This window comes from Bacillus sp. CH140a_4T (assembly GCF_008923725.1).
GTDB lineage: Bacteria > Bacillota > Bacilli > Bacillales > Bacillaceae_G > Bacillus_A.
In genome coordinates this window covers 86,667-98,793 of sequence record NZ_WBPF01000022.1, presented here as the reverse complement: position 1 = coordinate 98,793, position 12,127 = coordinate 86,667, and the positions used below count along the sequence as shown (strand labels likewise).

The following is a 12,127-nucleotide window of genomic DNA, read 5'->3' as shown; positions in this document are numbered from 1 at the left end:
GAACAAGGGAAAGAAGTAGTAAAAGGGAAAACGGATGAAAAAGGTGTAGCGAAATTTAAACTACCATACGGAAAGTACACGTATAAAGAAACAATAGCGCCGAACGGCTATGTAATAAATGAAGAGACATTCGCATTTGAAATAAAAGAGAATGGCGAAATTATTAAACATATTGTGAAAAATAAGAAAGAAGCAAGGGCATCACTTCCTGCTAAGCCAAATAAGCCAACACCGAGTGGAGAAGTGAAACCCTCCGCTGATGTGAAGCCAATGCAACAACCTAATACTTATAATGAAGTGCGTTTACCAGCTACTGGCGGCGTTGGCAATGAATTTACGGCTTTATTCGTTTTAGGAATTGGTTTTATTATTGCTGGTGCTTATGTGTTAAGGATGAAAAATAGAAAAGAAGTGTAGAAAAAAACGCCTTGTAATAGAGGCGTTTTTTTAGTATCTCAATTTCCTCAACAAACTCTTAATTTCCTCATCTTGCATGAAGAGATCCAGATGCTTTTCTGTAATTTTTGCTAGTGCAACGTCGTGATAGAAAAATTCTGTAAAGAACTTTACGAAAGGTTGTGACATTGTTTTCATTGCTTGCCATGATTCTTGCTCTACACCAGCAAATAAAATTTCGCGGTCGTCAACGATGAGTAGCAAATAGCGTTCTAATGCGTTAGGTTCTTCAGTTGGGATTAGAAAGTGCATGTTTTCTAGGTCTGTTTCTACTTTTCCAACTATAAGGGACTCGAGTTTGACGCCTTGTTTTTCTTTTTGTTCTAGTAAAGGAAGATATTCTAAAAGAGTATCATTCCAAGCTGAAATGCGAATCGATTCTTTTGCACTTTCGATAAGTTCTTTACTTTGAACGCGAATAGAAGATTGCATTTTTAAGCTCCATACACGGTCATCTGTAAATGATTTTTGCGATATAGTTGTCTCTAATTCTTTAATATTGGATTGAAATTCTGTCGTTAATTTTTCAATTGCTAGCTTGAGTGGTAATGCTGTATACAGCTTTTTCTTTTCTGAAACAGAATCCATTACCATCCCTTTATCGATCAGGCGTGCTAGCACTTCATATATTTTTGCTTTTGGAACACCAGAGTGCTTCACAATCGTTGTAGCATCTAGTGGCTCGTTGCTTGATACGACAACTTCATAAGCTTGGCTTTCATATTGTGAGAAACCGAATTTTTGTAACATAGTTCCCTCCGAACGAATGAGATGATATAGCTTAAGGATAATGAACTATTTGTTTTTGCACAAGTGGTAGTAGGTTTTCTACTCAAATTGAAATGAGAATTAATTTCAATTTTTTAATTTTATCCATTATACTTAATATAGTGATTAATGTAATTACAATACAACGAGAAGGGGATGCTTGGGGGAAGATGTTGAGAAGTTTACGTTTAAAAATTGCGGTAGTATTTTCGGTACTTATTTCAATGATGTTCGTAATATTAGGTACAGCTATGTATCAATTACAGAAAGAGAAGGAAGTGCGCTCCTTAGACCAGTATTCTCAAAATACGATGGATCTTGTGACAGAGCAACTTACGACATTTGTTCAAAGAACGGATGAAGATATGGGGTATTATGCGAACAGTGAGATGATTCGTAATATACTTCAAGACGGAGTTACTCCAGAAGAAGAAGCATTTTTGACGAAAGAGTTTTCAGAGTACAAAAAGAATCATCCTGGCATTTTAGATTTATATATTGGTACGAAAGATAAAAAAACATTAAGTGCCAATCTTGCTGAAGGTGGACAAGTGCCAGAAGGCTATGATCCAACGACAAGACCATGGTATAAAGATTCAGAAGCTGATGTGAAAAAGGTTCACTGGGGACAACCTATGTATGAAATTGCAACAGGTAAGCTAAGTGTGGGAGTTTCTAAAGCAATTACAGCGCAAGATGGATCTGTATTAGGTGTTGTAGCTATGGATGTATCACTTGGAACAATTCAGAAGTTACTTCATAATATTCAATACAATAACGGCGGAGAAATGTTTATTATAAATGATAAAAATATGGCTCTTGTTTACCCAGAGAAAATCGGGAAAGATGTTTCGAAAGAGCCACTTGTGAAGAGTTTAAATAAAGAGGTAACAAAATATGCTGTCACTACATTAAAAGGTGAAGATGTAGTTGTTTATAGTCAGTCATTTGACTTGATGAAATGGAAAATAGGAATTTTTTATCCGAAAGAAACGATTGATGAGCTATTAAATAGTACGAGAAATACAGTCATTATAATGGCATGTATTAGCTTATTAGTTGGAATCGTAGCTTCCTACTTGTTCTCAAGAAGATTAGCAAGACCGCTGCAACTATTAACGAATCACGTTCAGAAAGTGGCAGAAGGTGATTTAACGTTGCAAATGAAAGTGACAAGTAAGGATGAAGTTGGAGAACTGACAAACCATTTTAATCATATGGTTGAGCAAATGAATGAAATGGTAAGCAAAATTAAAAATAGTGTATCAACAGTGCAGCAATCAACGAATAATCTACATTATTTAACGAATGAAACTGTAGCAGCTAGTAGAGAGGTATCAGGTGCAATGGATGATGTGAGCGGAGGAGCGTCCACTCTTGCTAATAGTGTAGATGAAGTTTCAGAACAGCTCGAGAATATGGCGCAGTCAGTGGAACAAATGAATCACTCCGTTGGTGAAATAAAAGGTGTGGCTGGCAAAGCTGAAGAGGCATCTAAGCAAGGATTAAATACGATGCGTAATTTAGTTCGTACGAGGGGCCAATCATCATCGATTGTTGTTCATACAGAGGAAGCATCCGGAAAGTTAGAGCAAAGAGTTGGATCGATTCAAAATGTTGTAGAGCTTATAAAAGGTATTTCGGATCAAACGAATTTACTTGCTTTAAATGCTTCAATTGAGGCGGCACGTGCAGGGGAACAAGGTAAAGGCTTTGCTGTTGTTGCCGAAGAAGTTCGAAAGTTAGCGGAACAATCTAAAGAGGCGACAGGAGAAATCGCAACGATGATTGGCGATGTACAAGTAGAGGTAAGACGGGTTGTAGAAGTTGTAAGTAAATTAAAAGATATTGCAGATATACAAAATAAAGTTACGACAGAGGCAGAAACGGAATTCCGCACAATTATGTCAGTTGTAAATACGATTAGTACTTCAGTGGAACAAATTGTAGAAGAGGTACATAACATCGGTTACGAGCAAGGAGAAATTACAACGGTAATGCATACAATTGCTAGTACGAGTCAAGAAAGCGCAGCTGTTTCGGAAGAAGTAAATGCTGCAACTGAATCTCAAGTGAGTCATCTAGAAAAGGTAGCTCATACGATGGAAAGTTTGACGGAGCATATGAGAGACTTAGAAAGATTGGTTGAGCAGTTTAAAATAAAGGAATAACAAATTAGTAAAATGATGAGTATTTCGGTAAAATAGACAATGGATATATAAGAAGCAATTATAGGAGGAAGACTACTATGGCAATTGTTGACGTATCGATTATTCCAGTAGGAACGGGTAATCCAAGTGTTAGTGAATATGTAGCAGAAGTACAAAAGGTGCTAGAGAAAAATGCAGATCGCGTGAAGTATCAATTAACACCAATGAATACAATTATTGAAGGAGATCTTCCTGTCATTCTAGAAGTTATTCAACAAATGCATGAAGTTCCATATACGAAAGGTGCGCAGCGCGTTGCGACAACAATTCGTATCGATGATCGTCGTGATAAAGTAAGCACAATGGAGAAGAAATTAAACTCTGTTCGATCAAAATTATAAGAAAAAGCAGCGATCTTCGCTGCTTTTTTCATATAGGAGGTAGATAAGATGAGTGAAAAGTTTAACGAACAATTTGATGGGCTATTAGAGAAATACACGGAACTATTACTTGGAGAGAGCAATGAAGAGCGAAAAGAACAGGTGCAGAAGTGGGCACTTTATTCTTACATTGCAAAGACGATGCCAGCTTTAGTGAAGCACTGGAATGAGACATATCCCGATGCAAAAGAAGAGATGGTACAGTTAATTACAGATATTAAAAAGCTGAATGAAGAGAAGAGAAATGAGCAATAAAAAAACTTGAGATAAATATAATCTCAAGTTTTCTGTATTAATATCCTTATATAATTTACATGGAATATAAAGGGTTTTATAAGCATGTCGAATATTTTCGACATGCTTATTTTGTGCCTAGTAAATTCGTTTTTTCTAAATGTCGAAAAATATTTCCTACATATTTATAAGCGGAAATATAGGGTTTTAAATGTTTTTATAGTATTTTATAAATTATCTAAATAATTATTTGTATCCAATAATTTTAAACAGTGATATAATTTTGAAGAGGGGTAAAAAACAGATAAATCACAGTCATAGGGGTGAATTACATGGAACAATTAATGCGAAATTCGTTTCTTTTCTTGTCAAAAAATAAAGCGCTAACAAAACTGGCTAAAAAGTATGGTTTGCGCTTTGGTGCAGGTCGCTTCGTCGCAGGGGAGACGATTGAATTAGCGACAGCTGCAATTAAAGCATTAAATAAGCAAGGTCTTTGTGTAACGATCGATTATTTAGGTGAATTCGTTGATAACGAAGCGGAAGCAAATGAAATGGCTAGCGAATCTATTGAAGCGATTCGTGCAATTGGAAGAGAAGGTCTTAATTCGCAGCTTTCTTTAAAGATGACTTCTATGGGATTAGATATCTCTGATGAAATCGTAATGAACAATATGCGCCGTATTTTAGAAGCTGGAAAAGAAAATGGTGTGTTTATTACAATTGATATGGAAGACTATACGCGCTGCGGGAAAACAATTGAGATCTTTAAACAATTAAAATCTGAATACGATAATATTGGTACAGTTATTCAAGCTTACCTATATCGTACAGAAAAAGATATGGAAGAATTAAATGCTTATAGTCCTAATTTACGTCTTGTAAAAGGAGCTTATAAAGAACCTGAAGAGGTAGCGTTCCCGGATAAGAAAGATGTAGATGATAACTATAAAAAAATTATAAAAATGCACTTATTAAATGGAAATTATACTGCAATTGCTTCACATGACGAAGCGATTATTGAATATACGAAAAAACTTGCCGAAGAACACAATATTCCAAGAGACCAATTTGAATTCCAGATGTTATATGGTATTCGTAATGAGCGTCAACTTGAGCTAGTAAAAGAAGGTTACAAAATGCGTGTTTACGTACCTTATGGAAACGACTGGTATGGCTACTTCATGCGTCGTCTAGCAGAGCGTCCAGCAAACGTTGCGTTCGTGTTAAAAGGTATGGTTAAAAAATAACCAAGGAGAAAATACTCCTTGGTTATTTTAATTGCTGAAATGCGTAATGTGCCATTTTTTTCGTATCAGGATATAGTTGTGTGCGAGTAGAAGATAATACAACATTAATGACGCGTTTACCGTCCTTTTCATCCACTGTTACGACCGTATATTTTCCGAGTGCTGATAGACCGCTTTTACTTCCAATTGCATATGGATCGTCATATAGTTCTTCTCGTCCATAGTTTGCGATGTTTGGAGAGCGTTCTGAAGTATGTAGAGTTGTACGTGTTGAATTCATATATTCTAAAACAACTGGGTACTTTAGTGCTTCTTTCGTAATCATAGCAATATCATATGGTGATACTTTATTTCCGAGTGCATCAGCACCACTTGCATTTTTGAAAGTCGCATGCTTTGTACCGAGTTCCTTCGCTCTAGCATTCATCATTTTTACAAATTCATTTTTTGATCCTGCGATATGTTCTGCGATGGATTCAGCTATTGGGTCCGCACTAATGATAAGCATCAGCTTTAATGCCTCATCACGCTTTAACTTTTCCCCAGCACGAAGTTTAATTTTCTTACTTTGACTTTCTGTTTTAATTGCGTTCTCTGTAATTGTAATTTCTTCATCTTCTTTTACATTCTCTAGTAAAAGAAGGGTTGTCATCATTTTGGCTATACTAGCCGGATAAGAGCGTTCGTCCTCTCGTTTTCCATACAAAATTTCACCTGTGTCTGCATCAATTGTAATGCCGTATTGCCCAGTAATGTTAGGTTGATCGGCTCTTACAGCTTGTTGCCTTTGTGCATAAGAGAAGAAAATCATCCCTGTAAATAGTGTAGCAATCATTACAATCATAACTATTGTTCGTTTCATCATCGTTCCCTCTTTTGTTTTCCATATGTACAAATAAATTGGGCAGAAAAAGCAGCCATTACCCATTATGCCACGTTTTCTGCCCAAAAATATACCGTTATTTTTCGCCCATATTATGCTTCTTGTATTGTTGGTTATTACCTTGACGGCCCTTTTCTACACCGTGATTATGCGGACCTGCATTTCCAGTTACGCTTGCTGCGCTAATTCCAGCTTTTGAAGGGTTCTTCTTAAGTTTTGCCATATATATTCCTCCAGTTTGGTCAGATTATAAAAAGGAAAAGTGTATTTGAGTGAAGAAAATACATATATAGCATGGGCAAATAAAAGAAAAATATTTATTTCAGAAAATTTTATCAATAAATATATTGCGAAAATTCAAACTGTATCATATATTTATTAGTAGAGGCTCACTCATTGATTGCGACTTATGTCGAAAAATTGAATGAGCATTCATTCAAGAATAGGGGGAGAATTGGATGTTCCAAATTAAAAAGGCTGCTGTTCTAGGTTCAGGCGTAATGGGTTCAGGGATTGCGGCACACTTAGCTAATATTGGTATTCCGACATTATTGCTTGATATTGTACCACCTGCGCTAACAAAAGAAGAGGAAGCGAAGGGACTTACATTAGAACATAAAAGTGTGAGAAATCGTTTTAGTAATACGGCTGTGCAAAAACTATTAAAGCAAAAACCAGCTCCTCTGACAGTGAAAGGAAATCTAGCACTGATTGAAGCAGGTAACTTAGAAGATGATCTTGAGCGTCTAGCTGATGTTGATTGGATTATTGAAGTAGTAGTTGAAAACTTAGATATTAAAAAGAAACTATTTGAAAAAGTAGATGCTGTTCGTAAAACGGGTTCTATCGTAAGCTCGAATACGTCAGGCATTTCAGTTGAAAAAATGGCAGAAGGTCGTTCAGACGACTTCCAGAAACACTTCTTAGGCACACACTTTTTTAACCCACCACGATATTTAAAACTTCTAGAGGTAATACCGACGAAAGAAACAGATCCACAAGTATTAAGCTTCATGAAACTATTTGGCGAAGACGTTCTTGGAAAAGGCGTTGTTATCGCAAAAGACACACCAAACTTTATTGGAAACCGCATCGGTACGTACGGTTTATTAGTAACTCTTCAAGAGATGATAAAACGCGGCTATAGCATTGGGGAAGTTGATTCTGTAACAGGCCCACTTATAGGTCGTCCGAAGAGCGCAACGTTCCGTACATTAGATGTTGTTGGTTTAGATACATTCGTACATGTTGCAAATAACGTATATGAAAACGTACAAGAAGAAGAGCGTGATGTATTTAAAGTACCAGCTTTCATGCATGACATGCTTGATAAAAAATGGCTTGGAAGTAAAACAGGTCAAGGCTTCTTCTTAAAACAAGGAAAAGAAATTTTAGAATTGAACCCTGAAACGATGGAGTACGAAGCTCGCAAAAAATTAAAAGCTGCATCTATCGAGTTAAGTAAACAAGAAAAAGGTTTATCGAATAAATTGAAAGCGCTTGTATACGCAAAAGACCGCGCAGGCGAGTTGTTATGGAACATCATTACACCGACTCTTTTATACTCTGCAAAACTTCATAAAGAAATTGCTGATGATATCGTTGCAATTGACCAAGCGATGAAGTGGGGCTTCGGCTGGGAGCAAGGACCATTTGAAGTTTGGGATGCAATCGGCGTTGAAAAGTCCGTTCAAAAGATGGAAGAAAACGGCGCAGTTGTTCCGACTTGGGTGAAAGAAATGTTAGAGAAAGGTTTCACTACTTTCTACAAACATGATAACGGAGATAGCTACTATTACGATAATGGCGAATATAAGCTAATCGAACGTAATAAAAAGGCAATTTCTCTTAAGCAATTAAAAGCGAAAAATGGCGTATTAAAGAAAAATAGCGGAGCGAGCTTAGTTGATTTAGGTGATGGCATCCTTTGCTTAGAATTCCATTCGAAGAGCAATGCAATCGGTATGGATATTACGCAAATGATTAACTACGCTGTTGATGAAGTAGAGAAGAATTATAAAGGTCTTGTTATCGGTAACCAATCGAAGAACTTCTGCGTTGGTGCGAACTTAGCAATGATCTTAATGGAAGCACAAGATGACAACTACTTTGAAATTGAGTGGGTTGTGAAAAACTTCCAAGATGCAATGACGAAAATTAAATACTCTTCTAAGCCAGTTGTAGCAGCTCCATACGGTATGACGCTTGGCGGAGGTACAGAAGTTTGCTTACCAGCAGCGAGCATTCAAGCTTCTAGCGAAACGTATATGGGCTTAGTAGAAGTTGGTGTTGGCTTAATCCCTGGCGGAGGCGGTAATAAAGAGCTATACATTAAACACTTAAATAAAATGCCAAACGGTGTAGAGTTTGATCTGCAAAAAGTTGCGAATAAAGTATTCGAATCTGTAGCGATGGCGAAAGTTTCTACATCAGCACAAGAAGCTGTATCGAACAACTTCTTAGGCGATAAAGACGGTATTAGTGTGAATGGTGATCACTTACTATATGATGCGAAACAAAAAGCACTTTCTTTATATGAAGCAGGTTATAAAGCGCCGATTCGCAAAAAGATACCAGTTGTTGGTGAAACAGGATATGCAACACTTGTACTTGGTGCAGAAGCAATGCATTTATCAGGTTACATTTCTGAACATGATCTTCACATTGCGAAGAAACTTGCATATGTCATTGCGGGCGGAAAAGTGCCGTACGGAACAGAAGTTGATGAGCAGTATTTATTAGATGTAGAACGTGAAGCATTTATTAGCTTAGTAAGTGAGATGAAATCACAAGCAAGAATGCAGCACATGCTTGTAAAAGGAAAGCCATTACGTAACTAATAACGAGGGGAGATATCGTTCATGAGAGAAGCTGTCATTGTTGCGGGAGCAAGAACACCAATTGGAAAAGCAAAGAGGGGTTCATTAAAAACAGTTCGTCCTGACGATCTAGGGGCGTTAGTAGTAAAGGAAACGTTAAAGCGTGCGAATTATGAAGGACCAATCGACGATTTAATTTTCGGTTGTGCAATGCCAGAAGCAGAGCAAGGGTTAAATATGGCTCGTAATATCGGCGGACTAGCAGGACTTTCTTACGATGTTCCAGCTATTACAATTAACCGTTACTGTTCTTCAGGGTTACAAAGTATTGCTTACGGAGCGGAGCGTATTATGCTTGGTCACTCGGAAGCAGTATTATCAGGCGGAGCGGAATCAATGAGTTTAGTTCCGATGATGGGACACGTTGTTCGTCCAAATAGTCGCCTTGTTGAAGCAGCTCCAGAATATTATATGGGTATGGGACATACAGCAGAGCAAGTTGCTGTGAAATATGGAATTTCTCGTGAAGAACAAGATGCATTTGCAGTAAGAAGTCATCAACGTGCTGCGAAAGCATTAGCTGCAGGGAACTTTGCTGATGAAACAGTATCTGTAGATGTAACGTTACGAACTGTTGGATCAAATAACAAACTGCAAGAAGAAACAATCATTTTCGCACAAGACGAAGGTGTAAGAGCAGAAACGTCGCTAGACATTTTAGGTAAATTACGTCCAGCATTTAACGTTCGCGGTTCTGTAACAGCTGGTAACTCTTCACAAATGAGTGACGGTGCAGCGTCTGTATTATTAATGGATCGTGAAAAAGCAGTGAGTGATGGCATGAAACCACTTGCGAAATTCCGTTCATTTGCAGTAGCAGGCGTACCACCAGAAGTAATGGGAATCGGTCCAATCGCTGCAATTCCAAAGGCGTTAAAATTAGCTGGTTTAGAGCTATCTGATATTGGCTTATTCGAACTAAATGAAGCATTCGCTTCTCAATCGATCCAAGTTATTCGTGAGCTTGGTTTAGATGAAGAAAAAGTAAACGTAAACGGCGGTGCAATTGCACTTGGACATCCACTTGGCTGTACAGGAGCAAAACTAACACTATCTCTTATTCACGAAATGAAACGCCGCAACCAACAATTCGGTATCGTAACAATGTGTATCGGTGGCGGAATGGGAGCAGCAGGAGTGTTTGAATTACTATAAAAAAAGTGGAAGTGGCTTGCTCAGAACAGGAGGGCGTTGGAAGCCCTGACGAAGAGACACTAATGCAAAGAATGGAAGCAACAAAGGTTTATAAAAAATAAAATTGAGAGCCAGCTTCTTTCAAAATGAGAGAAGCGGCTTATGAAAATATGAAGGAGGAAATTTTCATGGAAAAAACAGTAGGAAATGCGGTTAAAGGCGGTAGCTTTTTAGTTGATGAGATTACGATTGATCAAGTGTTTACGCCAGAGGATTTTTCATCTGAGCATAAAATGATTGCAAAAACGACAGAGGACTTTATCGTAAATGAAGTTCTTCCAGAGCTTGAATATTTAGAGCAACACGAGTTTGATCGTTCTGTTCGTCTTTTAAAAGAAGCTGGGGAGCTTGGTTTATTAGGCGCTGACGTACCAGAAGAGTACGGCGGAATTGGTCTTGATAAAGTAAGCTCAGCGTTAATCGCAGAGAAATTCTCTCGCGCTGGTGGTTTTGCAATTACTCACGGTGCTCACGTAGGTATCGGATCATTACCAATCGTGTTATTCGGTAACGAAGAGCAAAAGAAAAAGTATTTACCATTACTTGCAACTGGTGAAAAATTAGCGGCATACGCATTAACAGAGCCAGGTTCAGGGTCTGATGCATTAGGTGCGAAAACAACTGCACGTTTAAATGCAGAAGGTACACATTACGTATTAAATGGTGAAAAACAATGGATTACAAACTCTGCATTCGCTGACGTATTTATCGTATACGCAAAAATTGATGGAGAGCACTTCTCAGCATTTATCGTAGAGAAAGAATATGCTGGCGTATCTACAAGCCCAGAAGAAAAGAAAATGGGTATTAAATGTTCTTCAACTCGTACGTTAATTTTAGAAGATGCATTAGTACCGAAAGAAAACTTACTTGGTGAAATCGGTAAAGGTCATATTATCGCGTTCAACATTTTAAATATCGGCCGTTATAAATTAGGTGTTGGTACAGTTGGATCTGCGAAACGTGCAGTAGAAATTTCAGCACAATATGCAAACCAACGTCAACAGTTCAAACAACCAATCGCTCGCTTCCCATTAATTCAAGAGAAACTTGCGAATATGGCAGCGAAAACATATGCAGCTGAAAGCTCTGTATATCGTACAGTAGGTTTATTCGAAAGCCGCATGAGCACATTATCTGAAGAAGAAGTAAAGGACGGTAAAGCAGTAGCAGCTTCTATCGCTGAATATGCAATCGAGTGCTCTTTAAATAAAGTATTCGGTTCTGAAGTATTAGATTATACAGTAGATGAAGGTGTTCAAATTCACGGTGGTTACGGATTTATGGCAGAGTACGAGATTGAAAGAATGTACCGCGATTCTCGTATTAACCGTATTTTCGAAGGAACGAACGAAATTAACCGTCTAATCGTACCAGGTACGTTCTTACGTAAAGCGATGAAAGGTGAATTACCACTTCTTCAAAAAGCACAAAAATTACAAGAAGAGTTAATGATGATGATGCCAGAAGAAGTAGGCGATGAGCCATTAGCACTTCAAAAATATTTAGTAACTAACGCGAAGAAAATCGGCTTAATGGTAGCTGGATTAGCTGCTCAAAAATACGGTAAAGCATTAGATAAAGAGCAAGAAATTCTTGTGAATATCGCTGATATCGTAAGCAACCTTTACGCAATGGAGTCAGCTGTTCTTCGTACAGAAAAAGCAATTAAAACAACTGGTCTTGAAAAGAATAAACAAAAAGTGTTATACACTGAAGTATTCTGCCAAGAAGCATTCAACGAAATCGAAGCAGATGCGAAAGAAACACTTATCGCAGTTGAAAACGGCGACATGCTGCGCATGATGTTATCATCATTACGTAAATTAACTCGCCACACACCACTTAACGTAATTCCGAAGAAACGTGAAAT

Annotated in this window: 11 protein-coding genes; 8 read left to right on the top strand and 3 right to left on the bottom strand. The window is 37.7% G+C overall.

Annotation, left to right across the window (positions count from 1 at the left end; all coding sequences use genetic code 11):
* On the top strand, positions 1–417 hold a 417-nt coding region (locus tag F8162_RS29190; protein ID WP_225990192.1), incomplete at its 5' end, for a prealbumin-like fold domain-containing protein.
* Positions 418–447: 30 nt separating this feature from the next.
* Here the strand turns inward: F8162_RS29190 and F8162_RS26790 are convergent.
* Positions 448–1,206 (bottom strand): TrmB family transcriptional regulator, encoded by a 759-nt coding sequence (locus F8162_RS26790; RefSeq protein ID WP_151632302.1) that lies wholly within the window; start codon positions 1,204–1,206, stop codon positions 448–450.
* A 188-nt stretch (positions 1,207–1,394) separates the two neighbouring features.
* Between F8162_RS26790 and F8162_RS26785 the strand changes: the two genes are divergently transcribed.
* The 4 genes from F8162_RS26785 (at position 1,395) to F8162_RS26770 (ending at position 5,298) form a co-directional block, all read left to right on the top strand.
* Positions 1,395–3,395: a methyl-accepting chemotaxis protein gene (locus F8162_RS26785; RefSeq protein ID WP_151632304.1), complete on the top strand. Its 2,001-nt coding sequence runs from the start codon at positions 1,395–1,397 to the stop codon at positions 3,393–3,395.
* A 77-nt stretch (positions 3,396–3,472) separates the two neighbouring features.
* Positions 3,473–3,775 (top strand): MTH1187 family thiamine-binding protein, encoded by a 303-nt coding sequence (locus tag F8162_RS26780; protein WP_001018860.1) that lies wholly within the window; start codon positions 3,473–3,475, stop codon positions 3,773–3,775.
* 48 nt (positions 3,776–3,823) lie between these two features.
* Complete coding sequence (locus tag F8162_RS26775) at positions 3,824–4,069, top strand: YusU family protein (protein WP_001290592.1); 246 nt, start codon at positions 3,824–3,826, stop codon at positions 4,067–4,069.
* 311 nt (positions 4,070–4,380) lie between these two features.
* Complete coding sequence (locus F8162_RS26770) at positions 4,381–5,298, top strand: proline dehydrogenase family protein (protein WP_000436767.1); 918 nt, start codon at positions 4,381–4,383, stop codon at positions 5,296–5,298.
* Positions 5,299–5,320: 22 nt separating this feature from the next.
* Here the strand turns inward: F8162_RS26770 and F8162_RS26765 are convergent, their stop codons facing one another.
* Together F8162_RS26765 and F8162_RS26760 are read right to left on the bottom strand one after the other, a co-directional pair.
* The gene (locus F8162_RS26765; protein WP_151632306.1) at positions 5,321–6,160 is read right to left on the bottom strand and encodes a D-alanyl-D-alanine carboxypeptidase family protein; all 840 of its coding nucleotides are present in this window, start codon (positions 6,158–6,160) and stop codon (positions 5,321–5,323) included.
* Positions 6,161–6,257: 97 nt separating this feature from the next.
* Positions 6,258–6,404 (bottom strand): YuzL family protein, encoded by a 147-nt coding sequence (locus F8162_RS26760; RefSeq protein WP_001096344.1) that lies wholly within the window; start codon positions 6,402–6,404, stop codon positions 6,258–6,260.
* 235 nt (positions 6,405–6,639) lie between these two features.
* Between F8162_RS26760 and F8162_RS26755 the strand changes: the two genes are divergently transcribed.
* The 3 genes from F8162_RS26755 to F8162_RS26745 form a co-directional block, all read left to right on the top strand.
* Positions 6,640–9,021, top strand: a complete 2,382-nt coding sequence (locus tag F8162_RS26755; protein ID WP_151632308.1) for a 3-hydroxyacyl-CoA dehydrogenase/enoyl-CoA hydratase family protein — start codon at positions 6,640–6,642, stop codon at positions 9,019–9,021.
* Between the two features lie 21 nt (positions 9,022–9,042).
* Positions 9,043–10,215 carry an acetyl-CoA C-acetyltransferase gene (locus F8162_RS26750; RefSeq protein ID WP_001206340.1) on the top strand — a complete coding sequence of 391 codons (1,173 nt, stop codon included), beginning with the start codon at positions 9,043–9,045 and terminating at the stop codon, positions 10,213–10,215.
* Between the two features lie 149 nt (positions 10,216–10,364).
* Positions 10,365–12,127: acyl-CoA dehydrogenase family protein (locus tag F8162_RS26745; RefSeq protein WP_151869353.1), on the top strand; the 1,763-nt coding region annotated here is incomplete at its 3' end.

What these genes read in the sequence shown, in the direction of transcription:
- F8162_RS26790 (WP_151632302.1), bottom strand. Translation starts at nt 1,206, where the DNA reads ATGTTACAAAAATTCGGTTTCTCACAATATGAAAGCCAAGCTTATGAA.
- F8162_RS26785 (WP_151632304.1), top strand. Translation starts at nt 1,395, where the DNA reads ATGTTGAGAAGTTTACGTTTAAAAATTGCGGTAGTATTTTCGGTACTT.
- F8162_RS26780 (WP_001018860.1), top strand. Translation starts at nt 3,473, where the DNA reads ATGGCAATTGTTGACGTATCGATTATTCCAGTAGGAACGGGTAATCCA.
- F8162_RS26775 (WP_001290592.1), top strand. Translation starts at nt 3,824, where the DNA reads ATGAGTGAAAAGTTTAACGAACAATTTGATGGGCTATTAGAGAAATAC.
- F8162_RS26770 (WP_000436767.1), top strand. Translation starts at nt 4,381, where the DNA reads ATGGAACAATTAATGCGAAATTCGTTTCTTTTCTTGTCAAAAAATAAA.
- F8162_RS26765 (WP_151632306.1), bottom strand. Translation starts at nt 6,160, where the DNA reads ATGAAACGAACAATAGTTATGATTGTAATGATTGCTACACTATTTACA.
- F8162_RS26760 (WP_001096344.1), bottom strand. Translation starts at nt 6,404, where the DNA reads ATGGCAAAACTTAAGAAGAACCCTTCAAAAGCTGGAATTAGCGCAGCA.
- F8162_RS26755 (WP_151632308.1), top strand. Translation starts at nt 6,640, where the DNA reads ATGTTCCAAATTAAAAAGGCTGCTGTTCTAGGTTCAGGCGTAATGGGT.
- F8162_RS26750 (WP_001206340.1), top strand. Translation starts at nt 9,043, where the DNA reads ATGAGAGAAGCTGTCATTGTTGCGGGAGCAAGAACACCAATTGGAAAA.